The 18,139-nt window shown below is 70.6% G+C and carries 16 protein-coding genes and 3 pseudogenes; 10 read left to right on the top strand and 9 right to left on the bottom strand.

The features are described from left to right. The first annotated feature begins 60 nt into the window (after positions 1-60). On the top strand, positions 61-1,221 hold the full coding sequence (locus tag IG08_RS0133590; protein WP_030611340.1) for a Gfo/Idh/MocA family protein: 1,161 nt from the start codon (positions 61-63) through the stop codon (positions 1,219-1,221). On the opposite strand, the gene IG08_RS0133585 is transcribed toward IG08_RS0133590, so the two are convergent. Then, positions 1,202-2,233 carry a LacI family DNA-binding transcriptional regulator gene (locus IG08_RS0133585; protein ID WP_030611336.1) on the bottom strand — a complete coding sequence of 344 codons (1,032 nt, stop codon included), beginning with the start codon at positions 2,231-2,233 and terminating at the stop codon, positions 1,202-1,204. The genes IG08_RS0133590 and IG08_RS0133585 overlap by 20 nt on opposite strands. Before the next feature lie 134 nt (positions 2,234-2,367). Here IG08_RS0133585 and IG08_RS0133580 point away from each other — a divergent pair, with 134 nt between their 5' ends. From IG08_RS0133580 to IG08_RS54660, 5 genes and pseudogenes are all read left to right on the top strand, one after another. Beyond that, positions 2,368-3,534: a phytanoyl-CoA dioxygenase family protein gene (locus tag IG08_RS0133580; protein ID WP_030611333.1), complete on the top strand. Its 1,167-nt coding sequence runs from the start codon at positions 2,368-2,370 to the stop codon at positions 3,532-3,534. A gap of 15 nt (positions 3,535-3,549) precedes the next feature. Beyond that, entirely contained in the window at positions 3,550-4,326 is a 777-nt protein-coding gene (locus IG08_RS0133575) for an SDR family oxidoreductase (protein ID WP_030611331.1), read from the top strand. A 37-nt stretch (positions 4,327-4,363) separates the two neighbouring features. Then, a complete protein-coding gene (locus tag IG08_RS0133570; RefSeq protein WP_030611328.1) occupies positions 4,364-5,368 on the top strand; it encodes a Gfo/Idh/MocA family protein in 1,005 nt (334 codons plus the stop codon). Next, a pseudogene (locus IG08_RS0133565) lies at positions 5,365-5,547 on the top strand (Gfo/Idh/MocA family protein); the annotation flags it as partial. The gene IG08_RS0133570 and the pseudogene IG08_RS0133565, both read left to right, overlap by 4 nt. Positions 5,548-5,913: 366 nt before the next feature. Then, positions 5,914-6,373 (top strand): annotated as a pseudogene (locus IG08_RS54660) (Gfo/Idh/MocA family oxidoreductase); the annotation flags it as partial. Positions 6,374-6,578: 205 nt separating this feature from the next. Here the strand turns inward: IG08_RS54660 and IG08_RS0133555 are convergent. From IG08_RS0133555 to IG08_RS0133535, 5 genes are read right to left on the bottom strand one after another with little or no spacing between them, the layout of a single operon-like run. Continuing rightward, positions 6,579-7,589 (bottom strand): Gfo/Idh/MocA family protein, encoded by a 1,011-nt coding sequence (locus IG08_RS0133555; protein ID WP_030611322.1) that lies wholly within the window; start codon positions 7,587-7,589, stop codon positions 6,579-6,581. A gap of 19 nt (positions 7,590-7,608) precedes the next feature. After that, on the bottom strand, positions 7,609-8,508 hold the full coding sequence (locus IG08_RS0133550) for a sugar phosphate isomerase/epimerase family protein (RefSeq protein ID WP_030611319.1): 900 nt from the start codon (positions 8,506-8,508) through the stop codon (positions 7,609-7,611). Further along, on the bottom strand, positions 8,505-9,419 hold the full coding sequence (locus IG08_RS0133545; protein ID WP_030611316.1) for an ATP-binding cassette domain-containing protein: 915 nt from the start codon (positions 9,417-9,419) through the stop codon (positions 8,505-8,507). Before IG08_RS0133545 ends, IG08_RS0133550 begins: the two co-directional genes overlap by 4 nt. Before the next feature lie 8 nt (positions 9,420-9,427). After that, complete coding sequence (locus tag IG08_RS0133540; RefSeq protein ID WP_030611314.1) at positions 9,428-10,507, bottom strand: ABC transporter permease; 1,080 nt, start codon at positions 10,505-10,507, stop codon at positions 9,428-9,430. Continuing rightward, the gene (locus IG08_RS0133535; protein ID WP_030611311.1) at positions 10,507-11,520 is read right to left on the bottom strand and encodes a sugar ABC transporter substrate-binding protein; all 1,014 of its coding nucleotides are present in this window, start codon (positions 11,518-11,520) and stop codon (positions 10,507-10,509) included. Before IG08_RS0133535 ends, IG08_RS0133540 begins: the two co-directional genes overlap by 1 nt. Before the next feature lie 301 nt (positions 11,521-11,821). Here IG08_RS0133535 and iolC point away from each other — a divergent pair, with 301 nt between their 5' ends. Genes iolC through IG08_RS0133520 form a run of 3 tightly spaced genes read left to right on the top strand, consistent with a single transcriptional unit; the run spans position 11,822 to position 15,547 of the window. Next, entirely contained in the window at positions 11,822-12,784 is a 963-nt protein-coding gene (gene iolC, locus IG08_RS0133530; RefSeq protein WP_030611308.1) for a 5-dehydro-2-deoxygluconokinase, read from the top strand. 52 nt (positions 12,785-12,836) lie between these two features. After that, positions 12,837-14,726: a 3D-(3,5/4)-trihydroxycyclohexane-1,2-dione acylhydrolase (decyclizing) gene (iolD, locus tag IG08_RS0133525; RefSeq protein ID WP_030611305.1), complete on the top strand. Its 1,890-nt coding sequence runs from the start codon at positions 12,837-12,839 to the stop codon at positions 14,724-14,726. Between the two features lie 35 nt (positions 14,727-14,761). Further along, positions 14,762-15,547 (top strand): GntR family transcriptional regulator, encoded by a 786-nt coding sequence (locus IG08_RS0133520; RefSeq protein ID WP_030611302.1) that lies wholly within the window; start codon positions 14,762-14,764, stop codon positions 15,545-15,547. A gap of 24 nt (positions 15,548-15,571) precedes the next feature. Here the strand turns inward: IG08_RS0133520 and IG08_RS0133515 are convergent, their stop codons facing one another. Then, positions 15,572-16,162, bottom strand: a complete 591-nt coding sequence (locus IG08_RS0133515; RefSeq protein ID WP_030611299.1) for a hypothetical protein — start codon at positions 16,160-16,162, stop codon at positions 15,572-15,574. 96 nt (positions 16,163-16,258) lie between these two features. Beyond that, positions 16,259-17,166: pseudogene (locus IG08_RS54655) on the bottom strand (aldo/keto reductase). Here IG08_RS54655 and IG08_RS61680 point away from each other — a divergent pair. Continuing rightward, on the top strand, positions 17,123-17,293 hold the full coding sequence (locus IG08_RS61680) for a hypothetical protein (RefSeq protein ID WP_234343035.1): 171 nt from the start codon (positions 17,123-17,125) through the stop codon (positions 17,291-17,293). The pseudogene IG08_RS54655 and the gene IG08_RS61680 overlap by 44 nt on opposite strands. 13 nt (positions 17,294-17,306) lie before the next feature. Here the strand turns inward: IG08_RS61680 and IG08_RS0133505 are convergent, their stop codons facing one another. Further along, positions 17,307-17,972, bottom strand: a complete 666-nt coding sequence (locus IG08_RS0133505) for an NUDIX domain-containing protein (RefSeq protein WP_030611296.1) — start codon at positions 17,970-17,972, stop codon at positions 17,307-17,309. Positions 17,973-18,139 lie beyond the last annotated feature (167 nt).

Below are 18,139 nucleotides of genomic sequence, written 5' to 3'. Positions count from 1 at the left end.
GCTGAAACCCCGCTCAGGGTGGCCTGGACAGATTATGGACCGGTCCAAAGAGGGGCTGTCATGGTGGATTCGCTCGGGGTCGCCGTCGTCGGGTTCGGCTGGATGGGCCGGGTGCACACCCAGGCGTACGCCCGTGTCCTGCACCACTACCCCCGGCTGGGCCTGCGACCGGAGCTCGTCACCGTCGCCGAGGAGGTGCCGGGCCGGGCCGAGGAGGCCGCCGCGCAGTTCGGGTTCGCCTCGACGGCCCGCGACTGGCGCGAGGTGGCCGCCGACCCGCGCGTGCAGGCCGTGAGCATCACCGCCCCGAACTTCCTGCACCGCGAGATCGGTGTCGCGATGGCCGAGGCCGGCAAGCACATCTGGATCGAGAAGCCCGTGGGTCTGAGCGCCGACGACGCCCGCGCGGTGGCGGACGCGGTCGCCGAGGCCGGCGTGCAGAGCGCCGTCGGCTTCAACTACCGCAACGCGCCTGCCGTGGAGAAGGCCCGGGCGCTGATCGCCTCCGGGGACATCGGCACGGTCACCCACGTCCGCATCCGCCTGTTCAGCGACTACGCGGCGCATCCCGAGGGTGCGCTGACCTGGCGGTACGAGAAGGAGCGCGGCGGCAGCGGAGTGCTGGGCGACCTCGCCTCGCACGGCGCGGACCTGGCCCGGTACCTGCTCGGCGACATCGCCTCCCTCACCGCCGACACCGCGATCTTCGTGCCCGAGCGGGCCCGCCCGACCGGCGCCACCGCCGGCCACTCCCGTGCCTCCGGCGGCGAGCTCGGCCCGGTCGAGAACGAGGACTACGTCAACTGCCTGCTGCGCTTCGCCTCCGGCGCCCGTGGCGTCCTGGAGGCCTGCCGGGTCTCGGTCGGCGAGCAGAACAACTACGGCTTCGAGGTGCACGGCACCAAGGGCGCGCTCTTCTGGGACTTCCGCCGGATGAACGAGCTCGGCGTCAGCCTCGGCACGACCTACCAGGACCAGCCCGTCAGCACGGTGTACGTCGGTCCGGGCGACGGCGAGTTCGGCGCCTTCCAGCCGGGCGCGGCGAACGCCATGGGCTACGACGACCTCAAGGTGGTCGAGGCCTACCGCTTCCTCCGCTCGGTCACCGAGGGCGCAGCGCACGGGGCCACGCTCGCGGACGCCGTGCACAGTGCCGCCGTACTCGATGCGATGGTGCGGTCCGCGGAGAGCGGCACATGGGTCAACCCGCAAGCGTCGTAGGCATGTTGTAGGGCGTCACCACCTGGATCGCCGACGGCAGGGTCGGTCCCGCGGGCGGCAGGGCGCCGTCGGCCCGCATGACGGTGTGACAGGCCTCGCGCATGTCCTGGCCCAGGTCGTGGTGGAGCACGGCGGACAGGCGGTGCTCGCGCAGCAGGCGGGTGTTGTCGTGGTCGAGGTCGTGTGCGACGAACACCGCGCACTCCCGGCCCAGGTCCTCGAAGGCCCGCAGGGTGGCGATGTTGCCGCCACCGATGGAGTAGACGGCGCGGATGTCCGGGTCGCGTTCGAGGGCGGCGCGGACGAGGTCGTACTGGGTGGCGTCCAGGCCCTGCCCCTCGGCGATCTCCACGAGGGTCCGCTCGGGGTGGCGGGCCCGCATCGCGCTGCGGAAGCCCATCTCGCGCTCCTCCTCGTTGCGGAAGAATCCGCTGCTGAGGCTGGTGAGGACGTTGCCGGGGCGGTCGCCGAGCCACTGGCCCATGAGGTACGCCGCCGTCGCCCCGGCCGCCCGGTTGTCGATGCCGACGTAGGCGAGCCGGGCGGTGGCGGGCAGGTCGGTCACCAGGGTGACCACCGGAATGCCCGCCTCCGCGAGCCGGCCGACGGCGGCGGTGACCTCGGGGACGTCCGGCGCCTTGAGGATGACCCCCTGCGAGCCGCGCCGGGCGATCCGGTCCAGCGTCCTGGTCAGCTCCTGCACCGGCCCCGTCTCGCGGAAGTGGAAGCGGGAGCGCACGATGGCCGGGTGCAGGGAGGGCAGCTCGGCCTCCAGGGCGGCGCGTACGGCGGTGGTGAAGCGTTCCGGTGCCTGCATCACGATGTCGATCATGAACGTGCGGCCGACCAGCCGGACCTGAGTGCGCTGCCGGTCCAGGTCGGTGATCGCCTGCCGGACCTCCCGGGCGGTGCTCTCGCGGACCCCTCCCCGCCCGTTCAGGACCCGGTCGACGGTGGCCTCGCTGAGGCCTGCCTGACGTGCGATCTCGCGGATCGGGAAGGGGTGGCCCACGGAAGGCTCCTTGAGGGGTTTTTGATGGCTCGCTGCCGGTTGTTCGAGGGGTTTGTACTGACAAGAATGACAGAGCCGCGCCCCTCCCCGGGGGCGGAACCGTGTCGCTTCCCGTGACCGAAAGAAGGACGACGATGTCCCTCATCGCCGCTCAGCACCACGCCTGGCTGACCGAGCAGGACTGCGACCTCGATGCCTTCCGTTCGCTCGTGGGGCGCACCACCGACCTCGCCGACTACCCGCACGCCGCGGCGGTCGAGGCGAACGTCCTCGTCTACGACAGCGAGCGGCTGCGCGCCTCTGGAGCGGGCCGCGAGGTGCGCACCGAGCTGGTGCGGGCCTTCGCCGACGGCCCCGGCGTCGTGGTGTTCCGGGGCGCCTTCCCCGATCCCTCGGTCGTGGACCGGCTCACCGGCGTCTTCGACGCCCTGATCACCGAGCAGCGCGCCTCGGGCGCGGACGCGGGCGACCATTTCGCGAAGCCGGGCGCCAACGACCGGGTGTGGAACGCGCTGGAGAAGGCGGCCCTCTACAACCCCGAGGTGTTCGCCGACTACTACGCCAACGACATCCTGGCCCTGGCCTCGGCCGCCTGGCTCGGCCCCGGCTACCAGGTGACCTCCCAGGTCAACGTGGTCAACCCGGGTGGCGCGGCCCAGACGGCGCACCGCGACTACCACCTGGGGTTCCTGTCCAACGAGGCGGCGGCCGCCTACCCCGCGCACGTGCACCGCCTCTCCCCCGTGCTCACGCTCCAGGGCGCGGTGGCGCACTGCGACATGCCCGTCGAGTCGGGCCCGACGCTGTACCTGCCGTACTCGCAGTCGTACGAACCCGGTTATCTCGCCTGGCGGCTGCCCGAGTTCCAGGCGTACTTCAAGGCGCACCACGTCCAGCTCCCGCTGGCGAAGGGCGATGCCGTCTTCTTCAACCCGGCGGTGTTCCACGCGGCCGGCACCAACCGCACGCTGGACGTGCGGCGGGTCGCCAACCTCCTCCAGGTGTCCTCGGCCTTCGGGCGGGCCATGGAGACGGTGGATCGGGAGGCGGTCGCCAACGCCGTCTACCCCGTGCTGCGCAGGCGCCGGGCCGAAGGAGTGGGCGAGGAGTGGACGGAGCACGTGCTCGCCGCGAGCGCCGAGGGCTACCCGTTCCCCACCAACCTCGACAGCGACCCGCCGGTGGACGGGCTGGCCCCGCCCTCGCAGGCGGACGTCGTACGACGCGCCCTGCACGAGGACTGGACACCGCGGGCTCTACGGGACGAGCTGCGGGCAGGCGCCGCACGGCGCGAGAGCTGAAGGGGCTTGGACCACATGGGACTTCTCGACGACAAGGTCGTCCTCGTCAACGGCGGCAGTCAGGGTGTGGGCGCCGCCATCGCCCGGGCCGCGGTCCGGGAGGGGGCGCAGGTTGCCGTCACCGGGCGGCGCCCGGAGCACGGTGAGGCGCTGGTGGCGGAGCTGGCCGGTGCCGGCGGCAAGGCGATGTTCATCCGTGCCGACCTGTCCGACGCCGGGCAGGCTAAGGCCGCTGTGAAGGACGTGGTCGCGGCGTACGGCCGTATCGACTGCCTGGTGAACTCCGCGGGGCTGACCTCCCGGGGCACGCTCCTCGACACCACGCCCGAGTTGTTCGACCAGCACATCGCGATCAACCTCAAGGCGCCCTTCTTCGCCATGCAGGCCGCGGTCGCGGACATGGTGGCGCGCAAGGCCCCGGGCACGGTCGTCAACATCATCACGTCCTCCGCGCACGGCGGACAGCCGTTCCTCGCGCCGTACGTCGCCGCGAAGGCCGGGCTCGTCGGCCTGACCCGCAACGCCGCGCACGCGCACCGCTTCGACCGGGTCCGGATCAACGGCCTGAACATCGGCTGGACCGCGACCGAGGGCGAGGACGCGACCCAGAAGACCTTCCACGGCGCCGCGGACGACTGGCGCGAGCAGGCCGCGGCCCGGCTGCCGATGGGCAAGCTCGGCCAGCCGGACGAAATCGCGGACTTCGTCGTCTTCCTGCTGTCGGAGCGGTCCGGCGTGGTCACCGGTTCGGTGATCGACTGGGACCAGAACGTGCTCGGCGGACTCGACTAGCACCCCCTGTAAGAACCCTCTAGGAGCTGCAACCCCCATGCGTATCGGAATCCTCGGCCTCGGCCGCATCGGCGCCTTCCACGCCGAGACCCTCTCCGGACTCGACGCGGTCGAGTCGCTCGTGTTCACCGATCCGTTCGCGGACGCCGCCAAGGCCGCCGCCGAGCGGTTCGACGCCGAGGTCGTGGACTCGCCCGAGGCCCTGCTGGCCGCCGGAGTGGACGGCATCGTCGTCGCGGCCGCGACCGACGCCCACCCCGCGCTGATCCTGGCCGGCGTCGAGGCCGGCATCCCCGTCTTCTGCGAGAAGCCCGTCGCCAAGCACATGAGCGACGGCGTCCAGGTCCTCAAGGCCGTCGAGGGCAGCGACGTGCCGATCCAGATCGGCTACAACCGCCGCTTCGACGTCGGCTTCGTCGCCGCCCGGGCCGCCGTGCAGGGCGGTGAGCTCGGCAAACTGCACACCGTACGGTCGACCACGCTGGACCCGGCGCCGCCGCCGGCCGCGTACGTCGCCGCCTCCGGGGGCATCTTCCGGGACTGTTCCGTGCACGACTTCGACATCATCCGCTGGGTGACGGGCCGCGAGGTGACCGAGGTGTACGCGGTCGGCGGCAACCGGGGTGCCGACTACATCAAGGAGGCGGGCGACGCCGACACCACCGGCGCAATCCTCACCCTGGACGACGGCACGATCGCGGTGGTGTCCAACTCCCGCCACAACGCCCGCGGTTACGACGTCCGCATGGAGATCCACGGCTTCACGGACTCGATCGCCGTGGGCCTGGAGGACAAGCTGCCGCTGCGGTCGGTCGAGCCGGGGGTCACCTTCCCCGCCGGCACCCCGCACGACTTCTTCATGGACCGCTTCACCGCCGCCTACCGCGCCGAACTCACCGCCTTCACCGAGGTCGTGGCCGGTACCCGGCCCTCGCCGTGCACGGTCGCGGACGCCCTGGAGGCCGGCTGGATCGCCGAGGCGTGCACACTGTCCCTCAAGGAGCACCGCCCCGTGACGATCCAGGAGGTACGGGAGGCATGAGCGAACCGGGCCGGGAACCACTGCGTATCGGAGTGCTGGGAGCCGCGCGGATCACCGGGAACTCCCTCGTCGACCCGGCCCGGCTGGGTGGCCACCGCTTTGTCGCGGTGACCACCCGTGACCGATCCCGCGCCGAGGCCTTCGCGGCCGGGCACGGCGCGGAGCCGGTGGCAAGCTTGTAGGCCTACCTGCTGGGCGACCTCGAAGTCGAGGTCGTCTACAACCGTCCCTGAGCGGTGAGCGAAAGTGAGCCCGCGCACCGGCGCACCCCGAACGGTCTTGGGTGCACTGGTCGTCCGCTTTCGCATCCCGGGCGGCGACACGGATCCTGTCCGTGCTCCGAGCCGGGCGGGCGGAGTCCCTCACGACCTGGCCTGTGGATGCGGCCAGAGGCGACGGGGAGGCCCTGAACCATCTCGCTGGTGGAGCAGGGGCCCCGCACGCTGACACCGCACCCGGCGTCCCAGGTCGCACGACGGACGTTACCTCGATCGGCCCAGGGCGTCGCAAGCCCGCGAGTCGACGATCACACGATCGAGCTAGAACACGCTGCGGACGCTGACCCCGTGGGCGAGCGGTGCGCCGCGGCTCGTCTCCGCCCGGGGCGGGGAGCGCGCGGGCGCGCCGGGGCTCGACGAGTGGCTGGACGCCGAGCTGGCGTTCCCGGGCGGCGCGACCGCCTCCGCCCGCTGTCACATGGCGTACGACACGCTGGAGATGAGCTGCCGCATCGTGGGGTCCCGGGGCGAGGCGACCGCGCCCAACTTCGTGCTGCCGCAGCTGGACGACCGGATCGTCGTGCGTACGGCGGACGGCGAGCGCACGGAGCGGTTGGGTACGCGGTCGTCGTACACCTACCAGTTGGAGGAGTTCGCGGCGCGGGTCCGCGGGGGTGCTCCGCTGCCGTTGGACGCGGACGACGCGGTGGCGACGATGACGCTGATCGACGCGAGCTATCGGGCTGCGGGGTTCGATCCTCGGCCGCGGACGGCGGCGGGTCGGTAGACGAAGTCCGGCACGGTTTCGGCGGCGCCCAAGCGGCTCAAGCGAAGTCTGGTGGGTACGGCAGCGCCCTGAAGGGGCGCGGGGCTCTGACATCAGCGGCTCCGCCGCGGGGCACGACCAGCCCCCACCGGCCCGCGCCCGCGGCGGAGCCGCATATCGATACAGCGGCACCGCGCTTCCAGCGGAGCGCTTGGCTCCACCGAGGTCACCCGTACAGCGTGGGCCGTTCCACCAGCTGAACCTCCATCCGGCCGCCCTCCTCCAGCGCACGCACGCCCGCCTCGCAGACCGCCGCCGCGGCGTAGCCGTCCCACACGCTCGGGCCGGTGACCTCGCCCCTGCGGGTGGCGTCGACCCAGGCCTGGATCTCGCGGTCGTAGGCGTCGGCGAAGCGGTCGGTGAAGTCCTGGGCGATGGTGCCGCCCCAGCGGCCGGCCATGTTGGTGACCATGGCGTGGCCGTCGCCGACGCGGGCGGTGCCGCGTTCGCAGACGATCTCGGCCTGGACCTGGTAGCCGAAGCCGCAGTTGACGAAGATCTCGACGTCGACGACCGCGCCGCCATCCGTCTCGAAGACGACGAACTGCGGGTCCTGCAGGGCCTCCGGCGCGCTCGCGGTCGGTCTCGGGCGCAGCACGGTGACGGCCGTGATCTCGTGGCCGAGCAGCCAGCGGGTCACGTCCGTCTCGTGCGCCACGGAGTCGCTGATGAGCATGGAGCTGGTGAAGAAGGCCGGGCTCGCGGCATTGCGGTGCCGGTTGTGGAGCATGAGCGGCCGCCCCAACTGGCCGGTCTCCAGCAGGGACTTGAGGCGCATGTACTCGGCGTCGTAGCGGCGCATGAAGCCGACCTGGACGCGGCGGCGGCCGAGCTTCCGCTCGGCCTCCAGGACGCGGAGCGCCGAGGCCGCGTCGGGAGTGAGCGGCTTCTCGCACAGCACCGGCAGGTCGAGTTCGAGGGCCGTGAGGAGCGCGGCCTCGTGGGCGGGGCCCGGGGAGGCGATCAGGACGGCGTCGACGTCGGCCGCCGCCATCGCGGCGGCCGGGTCGGTGTAGGCGGTGCAGCCGTCGACGCGGGCCGCGATCTGCTTGGCGCGTTCCGCGTCGACGTCCACGACGGCGGTCACCCCTGCTCCGCTGGTGACCTCGTCGATACGGCGCACATGGTCGGCGCCCATCTTTCCCGTACCGATGACAGCCACTCCGAGCCGGCTCATGGTCGTCCTTTCGGGAGGGTCAGGCGCCGCAGGACCTCAGGAACTTGCGGGTGCGCACCGCGATCGGCAGCGGCTTGTCCGGCTCGCACGGGTACATGTCCTGCTCGACGATCGCGAACAGCTCCACTCCGAGCTGCTGCGCCGCCACCAGGACCGGCTCCAACTCCGGTACACCGGACGGCGGTTCGCACATCACTCCGCGCTGTACGGCCGGGCCGAACGGCACCTCGTTCTTGACGACGTCGGCGAGGATCTCCGGGTCGACCTGCTTGAGGTGGAGGTAGCCGATGCGTTCGCCGTACGTCTCGATGAGCTTGACGCTGTCGCCGCCGCAGTAGGCGTAGTGGCCGGTGTCCAGGCAGAGGTTGACGAGGTCCGAGTCGGTCGAGTCGAGGAAGCGCTCGACGTGGTCCTCGGTGTCGATGTGGGTGTCGGCGTGCGGGTGGACGACGATGTCGAGGCCGTAGGTCTCCTTGACCTCGTGTCCGAGCCGCTCCATGCCCTTGGTGAGGTGGGCCCACTGTTCGCCGGTCAGCTCCGGCGGCTCCAGGATCTCGGCGGTCTTGTCGTCCCGCCAGAAGGACGGGATGACGACAAGGTGCCGGGCGCCCATCGCCTGGGTGAGCGCGGCCACTTGGCTCACGTGCTCCCAGGTGGACTCCCAGACCGAGTGACCGCGGTGCAGGCCGGTGAAGACGGTGCCCGCGGAGACCTTCAGGTCGCGCTTGGCCACCTCGTCGGTGAGCCTCGCCGGGTCGCTCGGCAGATAGCCGTACGGCCCCAACTCGATCCAGGAGTAGCCCGCTTCGGCGACCTCGTCCAGGAAGCGTTCCCAGGGCACCTGTTGGGGATCGTCCGGGAACCAGACGCCCCAGGAGTCGGGGGCCGAGCCGACCCGGATGCGGTCCAGGGCGGTCACGAGGCATCGTCCTTCACCGTCGCCACCGGCGCCGTGAGGTCTCCCTCTTCCGGGAGTGCCTCGGTGTCGACGCCGCGGACCTGGGACAACTCGTGCTTGAGGGCCGCGAGTTCGGCGCCGCCCGCCATGTGGTTGGTCAGCTCTTCAAGAGTGATCTGATCCCGGGCGGCGGACAGTTCCATGGTGCCCAGGCGCAGCACGCTGAAGTGGTCGCCGACCATGTAGGCGTGGTGCGGGTTGTGGGTGATGAAGATGACGCCCAGGCCCCGGTCGCGGGCGGCGGCCACGTACTTGAGGACCACGCCGGACTGCTTGACGCCGAGCGCGGCGGTCGGCTCGTCCAGGATCAGCACGCGGGCGCCGAAGTAGACCGCGCGGGCGATGGCCACGCACTGGCGCTGGCCGCCCGACAGCGTCCCGATGGGCTGCTCCAGGTCGTCCAGGACGATGCCCATGTTGCGCAGTTCCTCGTCCGCGGTCTTCTTCATCTGCTCGATGTCGAGGCGGCGGACCGGCCAGCGGCCCTTCGTCATCTCCGAGCCGAGGAAGAAGTTGCGCCACACCGGCATCAGCGGGACCACCGCGAGGTCCTGGTAGACCGTGGCGATGCCCTTGTCGAGGGCCTCACGTGGAGTGGAGAACCGCACCGGCTCGCCGTCGACGAGGAACTCGCCCTCGGTGTGCTGGTGCAGCCCGGAGATGATCTTGATGAGGGTGGACTTGCCGGCGCCGTTGTCGCCGAGCACACAGGTGACCTGGCTGGGGCGCACCTGGAGGCTGACTCCGTGCAGCGCGCGGATGTTGCCGTAGGACTTGCCTGCGTTGCGGAGTTCGACGATCACCCCGTCGTCGCTGTCGGGGGCGTCGGCGAGGATGGCGCCGTGGGTGCCGGCTTCGTTGGTGTCTGTCATGGGGTGGGTCACCTCCGGGTCGCCGTGCGGCTGACCCACAGATTGATCAGGACGGCGCCGAGCAGCATCACGCCGAGGAAGGCCTTGAACCAGTCCGGGTTCCAGTTGGCGAAGACGATGCCCTGCTGCACCATGCCGAACATGAACGCGCCGAAGACCGGACCGATCGCCGAACCGGCGCCGCCGGTCAGCAGACAGCCGCCGATCACGGCCGCGGAGATGTAGATCAGCTCCTGGCCCACGCCCTCGCCGGACTGCACGGTGTTGAAGGAGAACAGGTTGTGCATGCCGACGAACCAGGCGCCGAGGCCGACCAGCATGAACAGCGAGATCTTCGTGAACATCACCGGCACACCGACGGCTCGCGCGGAGTCCTTGTTGCCGCCGACGGCGAAGATCCAGTTGCCGTACTTGGTGCGCAGCAGCACCCAGGTGGCGAGGGCCGCGAAGACCAGCCAGTACACGATGGTGATCTTGAGCTGGACGCCGCCGACCTCGAACGAGGAGCCGAAGACCTTCTTGGCCTGGCCGAAGCCGTCCATGTCGCTGATGTCGTCGGTGGCGACGTTGTCGGTGACGAGCTTGGTGACCGCGAGGTTGGCGCCCTGGAGGATCAGGAAGGTGCCCAGGGTGACCAGGAAGCTGGGCAGGCCGGTCTTGACCACCATCCAGCCGTTGAAGAAGCCCACCGCCAGCGACACGACCAGGGCGGCGAACACGCCCACCCACACGTTCATGGTCAGCTGGAAGGCGGTCATGCTGGCCGTCAGGGCCGAGGTGATGACCGCGACGCCGGACGACAGGTCGAACTCGCCGCCGATCATCAGCAGCGCGACCGGCAGGGCCATGATCCCGATCGTCGACGACTGGTACAGGATCGTCGCCATCGCGCTGCCCTCGCGCACCGGGGGCGCGGCGATCAGGAAGAACACCCACACCGCGACGGCGCCGAGGAAGACACCGACGTCGGGCCGGGCCAACAGCCGCAGCGCCAGCGGGCGTTCAGCGGTACGGCCGTCCTTCACCCTGCCGGGGCCGGAGGCCGGCGGTGTGGTCACCGCCGGCTCGGCGTGCTGGGTCATACCCATCACCTGGTGCCCTTCGCGGCGTACTTGGCGACGGCCTCGACGTTCGTCTTGTCGACGAAGGCCGGACCGGTCAGCACCGGCTGCTCGCCGCCGCCCATGTAGTTGCCGTTGTTCTCGTAGAGCCACAGCGAGTCGATCGCCAAGTAGCCCTGCAGGTACGGCTGCTGGTCGACCGCGAACTCGATGGTGCCCTTGCTGATGGCGCCCGTCAGGTCCTTGTTGAGGTCGAACGTGGCGATCTTGGCCTTGCTGCCCGCGTCGGACGCCGACTGCACCGCGGTCAGCGCGAAGGGCGCGCCGAGGGTGACGACGTAGTCGATGGACTTGTCCTGCGTGAGCTTGGCGGTGATCGTCGACTTCACGGACGGCATGTCGGTGCCGTTGACGTTCAGCGTCTGCAGCTTGCCGGTGAAGGTCTTGTCCACACCGTCGCAGCGCTGGGTGAGGCCGATGTTGCCCTGCTCCTGGACGACACAGACGGCGTTCTTGGCGCCGGCCTCGTTCAGCCGCTTGCCGAGCGCCTCACCGGCCACGGTCTCGTCCTGGCCGAAGAACTCCATCAGGCCGAGCTTCTGCCACTCGCTGACACCGGAGTTGAGGCCGACCACGGGTATACCGGCCGCCTTCGCCTTGGCTATGACGTCCTTGAGGGCGTCGGGCTTGGCGAGGGTGACCGCGATGCCGTCGACCTTCTGGTCGATGGCGTTCTGGATGAGGTTGGCCTGGGTGGCCGCGCTCGGGTCGGCGGAGTAGATCAGCTTGACGTTGTCCTTGGCGGCCGCGGCCGTGGCGCCCTTGCGGACGATGTCCCAGAAGGTGTCGCCGGGCGACTGGTGGGTGACCAACGCGATCGTCATACGAGGCGTTGTGGCCTTACCCGCGGAGGCGCCGTCCGCGCTCTCCTCGGACTTCTTGCCACCGGAGCTGCTGGAGCAGCCCGCGAGGGTCAGGGCCGCTGCCGCGGCCAGGGCCACGACGGGAGCGAATCTACGGGAGAGAGAAGAGCGGTCCATCTTTCCTTGCACCTCACTGTGCGACGGGGAAACGTCGGGAAAGGGGGCGGGATCACGGAGATCCAGGGGCCCGGGACCTCGGCAGTTCCGGGTCTTGCGCCACGAAAACGCGGCAGTTGCGCTGGGACGGGATCCAATCCCTTGGCGCGCCCGCTGTCAATACTTTGTTAAGACATCATTTCACGAGCAGGTCCGAATGTAAGTACAAACTATTGACAGGGTCACCCTCCGCGTCCTACACCTGAGAGGCGGCAAGCCCCCTGGGACCCGCCTCCCCAGCACAGATCGAGGAGCGTCGCGCATGGCCGAGCAAGCCCAGCCCTTCGACCTGATCACTATGGGCCGAATCGGAGTTGATCTCTACCCCCTTCAGTCCGGAGTTGCGCTGGAGTGTGTGGAGACGTTCGGAAAGTTCCTCGGTGGTTCGGCCGCGAACGTGGCGGTCGCCGCCGCCCGGCTCGGCCGCGCGAGCGCCGTGATCACCCGCACCGGCAACGACCCCTTCGGCGTCTATCTCCACGAGGCGCTCAAGGAGTTCGGGGTGGACGACCGTTGGGTGACCCCCGTCGACGCGTACCCGACGCCGGTCACGTTCTGCGAGATCTTCCCGCCGGACGACTTCCCGCTGTACTTCTATCGTCGCCCCAAGGCCCCCGACCTGCAGATCCACACGGACGAGCTGGACTACTTCGCCATCCGCGCGGCCCGGATCTTCTGGATCACCGGCACCGGTCTGAGCGAGGAGCCGAGCCGCTCGGCCACGCTCGCGGCGTTGAAGTCGCGGGACAAGGCGGGCACGACGGTGTTCGACCTCGACTGGCGGCCAATGTTCTGGAAAGACCCGGAAGAAGCGCGCCCGTACTACGCCGAGGCCCTGCGTCACGCGACCGTCGCCGTCGGCAATCTCGACGAGTGCGAGGTCGCCACGGGAGTCCGCGAACCCCGCGCGTGCGCCGAGGCGTTGCTCGCGGCGGGTGTGGAGCTGGCCGTGGTGAAGCAGGGGCCGAAGGGCGTGCTCGCCGTGCACCGCGACGGCACGACGGCCGAAGTCCCGCCCGTGCCGGTCGAGGTGGTCAACGGCCTGGGCGCGGGCGACGCGTTCGGCGGCTCGCTGTGTCACGGGCTGCTGGCCGGCTGGGAGTTGGAACGCATCATGCGCTACGCCAACGCGGCCGGCGCGCATGTCGCCGCCCGCCTCGCCTGCTCGTCCGCGATGCCGACGGAGGCGGAGGTCGACGACCTCCTCAACGGGGTTTCGCCTTGACGATGACATATCACGACCCCAAGTACACCGCCCCTTCCCAGCGAGGATCCCGATGAGCCGCCCGAACCAGTCCCCGAGCGTCCGCCTGACCGTCGCCCAGGCACTGGTGAGGTTCCTGTCCGTCCAGTACACCGAGCGGGACGGCGTACGGCACCGGCTGATCGCCGGGGCCTGGGGCATCTTCGGCCACGGCAACGTCGCGGGCATCGGCCAGGCCCTGCTGGAAGCGGGCGAGGACGCGATGCCGTTCCACCAGGGCCGCAACGAGCAGGCGATGGTGCACGCGGCCGTGGGCCACGCCCGCCAGCTGAACCGGCTGTCGGCGCAGGCGGTCACGACGTCCATCGGCCCGGGCGCCACCAACCTGGTCACCGGAGCGGCCCTGGCCACGATCAACCGCCTGCCGGTCCTCCTGCTGCCCGGCGACTACTTCGCCACCCGCGCCGCCGACCCGCTCCTCCAGCAACTGGAGCACCCGACCGAGGCGGACGTGTCGGTCAACGACACCCTGCGGCCGGTGTCGCGGTACTTCGACCGGATCCACCGGCCCGAGGCGCTGATCCCGTCCGCCCTCCAGGCCATGCGCATCCTGACCGACCCTGCCGAGACCGGCGCCGTCACCCTCGCCCTTCCGCAGGACGTCCAGGCGGAGGCGTACGACTGGCCCGAGGAGTTCTTCGCCGACCGCGTGTGGCGCGTACGGCGGCCCGCTCCCGACCCGGTCGAGCTGGCCGAGGCGGTACGCGCCGTAAGGGCCGCCCGGCGCCCCCTCATCGTCGCCGGCGGCGGAGTGCACCACAGCGAGGCCGAACAGGCCCTGAAGGCACTGGTGGACGCCACCGGCATCCCGGTCGCCTCGACGCAGGCGGGCAAGGGATCCCTGCGGTACGACCACCCCGCCGACCTGGGCGGCATCGGCCACACCGGCACGGCGGTCGCCGACGACCTCGCGCGCACCGCGGATCTGGTCGTCGGCGTGGGGACGAGGTACTCCGACTTCACCACCGCCTCCGGCACCCTCTTCCAGAACCCGGACGTCCGGTTCCTGGGCCTCAACATCACCGCGTTCGACGCCCACAAGCTGGCGGCACGGACCCTCGTCTGCGATGCGCGGGCGGGGCTGGAGGGGCTCACCGCGGGACTGGACGGCCATCGCGTGAGTGCGGCGTACGAGGCCGAGTACCGCACCGGCAAGGAGCGTTGGGACCAGGTCGTGGCGCAGGCCTTCCACGCCGGCGACGAGACCGCCGTACCGACACAGACCCAGTTGCTCGGCGCGCTCGACGCGGTCGTCGGTGACGAGGACGTGGTGATCAACGCGGCGGGCTCGCTCCCGGGCGACCTGCACAAGCTGTGGCGGGCCCGCAGCCCCCGCCAGTACCACCTGGAGTACGGCTACTCCTGCATGGGCTACGAGATCCCGGCCGCGATCGGCGTCCAGCAGGCCACGCCCGACACTCCCGTGTGGGCCCTGGTCGGCGACGGCACCTACCTGATGATGCCGACGGAGATCGTCACGGCCGTACAGGAGGGCCTGCCGATCAACATGATCCTGATCCAGAACCACGGCTACGCCTCCATCGGCGGCCTGTCGGAGTCGGTGGGCGGCGAGCGCTTCGGCACGGCCTACCGCTACCGGGCCGCCGACGGCACCTTCTCCGGCGCCCCGCTCCCGGTCGACCTCGCCGCCAACGCGGCCAGCCTCGGCATGGACGTGCTGCGCGCCAAGACCGTGCGGGAACTGCGCGAGGCGCTGGCAGCGGCCCGCGCCTCGGACCGGCCGACCTGCGTCTACGTCGAGACGGACACCGCCACCGAGACCGCTCCCCCGGCCGAGGCCTGGTGGGACGTGCCGGTGGCCGAGACCGCGTCCCGCGAGGCCGCCGTAGAAGCACGCGAGAGGTACGACCGAGACGTCGCCGCCCGCCGCCACCACCTGTGAAGCCCCGACCCCGATCCCCCGAGGGAGGTACGTCCATGGCGAAGACCGGCGACTACTCACGTGCCGTGACCGCCCCCGCGCTCAACTCCCTGGACTTCACCCTGGACCGGGGCAGTCCGGTGCCCCTGTACTACCAGCTCGCGCAGCAGCTGGAGGCGGCGATCGAGCACGGGGTCCTCGCCCCGGGCAACCTCCTGGGGAACGAGATCGACCTCTCCGTACGCCTCGGGCTGTCCCGGCCGACGGTCCGCCAGGCCATTCAAACCCTGGTGGAGAAAGGTCTGTTGGTCCGGCGGCGCGGGGTCGGCACGCAGGTGGTGCACAGCCAGGTGAAGCGCCCGCTGGAACTCAGCAGCCTCTACGACGACCTGGAGGCGGCCGGGCAGGGACCGGCCACGCAGGTCGTGCGCAACGAGAGCGTCCCGGCCTCCGCCGACGTCGCGGCCGCCCTGGGTGTCGCGGAGGGCAGCCAGGTCACCGTCCTGGAACGGCTGCGCCTCACCCACGGCCAGCCCGTCGCCCTCCTGTGCAACCACCTGCCCGTGAACCTCCTCACCCTCGACACCGCCCGCCTGGAGACGACCGGCCTCTACCGCATGCTGCGCACCGCCGGCATCACCCTCCACAGCGCCCGCCAGACCATCGGCGCCCGCTCCGCCACCCCCGAGGAGGCGGCCCGCCTCGACGAGAAGGAGGGCGCCGCGGTCCTCACGATGCAGCGCACGGCATACGACGACACGGGGCGGCCGGTCGAGTACGGCACCCACATCTATCGCGCGTCGCGGTACGCGTTCGACTTCCAGTTGCTGGTCAGACCCTGAGGCCGGTTGTCCGGTGACGGTGCTTCACCGGTGGCACTCGCACGGACAGACGGCACCGCCCGGACAGGCGTCGGGCAGGAACGCCCGGTCGACGATGCCGCGGGCCTGCAGGGCGGACAGCAGGCGCAGGAAGCCCGCGACTGAATCCCGGTCCTTGACCGCTCCTCCATGGGCCACGATGCCCAGCCGTGCCCGCGCCTGCGGAATCGCGCACGCGTACTCGGCGACGTGCCAGGCCAGCCGCTCGTCCAGGTACCGGATCACCTCGTCACCGCCGTCGGCACGCCCTCCCGCGAGGAGTGAGGTGCGTCCCGCCTCGACCCGTTCGAAGGACCACAGCATCATGTAGTAAGCGGCGAAGTACAGGTCCGCCTCGGCCGTGGCGCTGAGATCCGGGCTTGTACCGGTGTAGGACAGGCCGTAGTGCAGCCGCGCGATGTAGTTGCGGGCCGCGGCGCCCTCCCCGGCGGTCAGCTCGTGGAGCAGGCTCCGGGCCGTCTCGAACCTGGAGCGCCGGTGCTCCGTCCGGTGCGCCTGCATCGCGATGCCGACAGCCGCCAAGGCCAGTCCGGCGGACGAGAGGCCCGCCACCGCCGACCACTGGTTCCAGTCCACGCCCCGCCCCCTCGGCCGAACCCCGGAGGGAATCTCTTCCCCGCCTCGGCAGGTCGTTCACCACCGATGTTCGGCCGGGGAAGCGGAACGACGGGCTCAGTGGGCCGCGTCGAGCCGTGCCCGCTGCTCCGGGGTGAGTTCCAGGTCCACCGCGGCCAGGTTCTCCTCCAGTTGGGCCACCGAGGACGTGCCGACCAGCGGGACGATCGGGAGTTCGCCGCCCAACTGCCACGCCAGTACGACCTGGTTGGCGGTGGCGCCGGCCTCCCGCGCGATCTCCCGCAGGGCCTGGAGCCGGGGCGGGGTTCCCGGATGGTCGTATCCGGTGAGCAGCGGTCGGTCGGGGTTCGTGTAAGCACCCTTGAGCAGCGGCGAGTAGGCGACCAGGGTCAGGCCGGGCTCGGCCCGCAGATAGCCGAGCAGGTCCGGTCCCGCGGCGCCCAGACTGCCGTCCGGGAAGAGGTCGCCGGGGATGTCGGTCCGAGGCCTGAGGTAGCTGTGCTCGTACTGGAGCACCTCGTAACCGGGCAGGCCTGCGCCGGTCGCCAGGGCGCGGGCCCGCTCCACCCGCCACGCGGCGTGGTTGCTGACGCCGAGGAGTCCGACCGTGCCCTCGGCCACCAGCTCGGCGAATCCCTCGACGGTCTCCCGGAGAGGGACCTCGTGGTCCTCGATGTGGGCGTAGAGCAGGTCCAGTTTCTCGACGCCGAGGCGCTCCCGGCCGACTCGCGGATCGCCTTGGCGGACAGGCCCTCCGCGTTGTCGACGTAGCTCGTGCCGGGGGCGAGCGGGCGGGCGCCGAGCTTGGTGGCGATGAAGATCTCGTCGCCGATGCCGCGGCTGCGCCGCCACCGGCCGAGGAGTTCCTCGCTCTGGCCGCCCTGGCCGCCGTCCTCCCAGAAGGCGTAGTTGTCGGACGTGTCGATGAAGTTGCCGCCGGCCTCGACATAGCGGTCGAGGATGGCGAAGGACGTCTCCTCGTCGGTCCGTGAGCCGAACAGCATCGCGCCGAGTGCGAGCACGCTGACCTCGCGGCGGTGGTCCGGATCGGTGCCGATGGTGCGGTACTTCATGGTCGTCCTCCCGTTCGCGCCCTCGTCCGGGGCGCACGAACGGGAGTCTTCATCTTGAAGCGCACTTCAAGTCAAGGGCGCGCGAACGGCCCCTCCAGTGCGGCCCATTGGAGCAGCATGATCGTCTTGGCGTCGGCGATCTCCCCGGTACGGATCATCTCCAGGGCTCTGCGGAAGGGCAGTTCGAGGATCTCGATGTCCTCGCCCTCCTCGTCCAGGCCGCCGCCTTCGTGGGTACGGGTAGACGGGCCGTAGGCGGCGGCGTAGAAGCTGACGCGTTCGGTGACCGAGCCGGGGCTCATGTAGACGTCGAAGACGTGCCGGACCTCGCCGATGGTGTGCCCGGTCTCCTCGACGACCTCGCGCCGTACGGCGATCTCCGGGTGCTCGTCATCGTCGTCGAGCAGTCCGCCCGGTGTCTCGACCAGCATGCCGTCGGGGTGTCCGTTGACGTACACCGGGAAGCGGAACTGGCGGGTGAGCAGCACGGTTTCGCGTTCCGCGTCGTACAGCAGCATGGTGGCGCCGTTGCCGCGGTCGTGGGTCTCGCGTTGCTGGGTGCTCCAGGTGCCGTCGGCCAGCTGGAGGTCGAAGGTGGTGGCGCGCTCGACGTACCAGTGGCTGGACAGCAGTTTCACGTCCCGGACCTTGACCCGTGGATTGCCGGTGAGGTCCAGGCCGGTGCGGTCGAGTCCGGTGCGGCCCCGGCGGTCGGGGGTGTCGATGCCCGCGGTCATCGGACACCTGCCGGGCGGGCGGGGAAGAGCAAGTTGGTCATGCCCGCTTCTCTACCATCCCGGGCCGCCGGACGTCGCGACACGCACTCTTCCCGTGTGGCCAACCGGTTGCCCCGGGCCTGTCCGGCGGATCAGGCCGGCTGCAAGGAACGGTGCTTGTCAGGCAA

It is taken from the genome of Streptomyces fulvoviolaceus (genome assembly GCF_000718165.1).
Lineage (GTDB): Bacteria > Actinomycetota > Actinomycetes > Streptomycetales > Streptomycetaceae > Streptomyces > Streptomyces fulvoviolaceus.
Note: the sequence above shows the minus strand (reverse complement) of the source record. Positions and strands in the feature narration are given on the sequence as shown.